The organism is Xenorhabdus entomophaga (genome assembly GCF_037996725.1).
In the GTDB taxonomy this organism is placed as follows: domain Bacteria; phylum Pseudomonadota; class Gammaproteobacteria; order Enterobacterales; family Enterobacteriaceae; genus Xenorhabdus; species Xenorhabdus khoisanae.
Window position 1 is genome coordinate 1 of record NZ_JBBMXH010000462.1, and the last position, 242, is coordinate 242.

Below are 242 nucleotides of genomic sequence, written 5' to 3' on the forward strand. Positions count from 1 at the left end.
TGCATTGAAAGACACGGATACGATCGTTCGCTGTCTGCCCGATGACGGTTGTGCCCTTTGTGGCGGGCATGTCGAGCCGAATACGACCCCGACCTATCGTCATCAGGTGTTTGAACTGCCCAAAGTCTCTTTGGATATCACCGAATATCAATTGTTTCATGGCCGCTGTCAGCGTTGTCATCACACTGTCCGGGCTACGTTACCTGACGAGGCCCCTGCCGGGCAACTGGGGCCCCGTTTGA

General features: G+C 55.4%; 1 pseudogene. It reads left to right on the plus strand.

Annotated features, from left to right (window positions below):
• Positions 1 to 242: pseudogene (locus AAC854_RS23630) on the plus strand (IS66 family transposase); the annotation flags it as partial.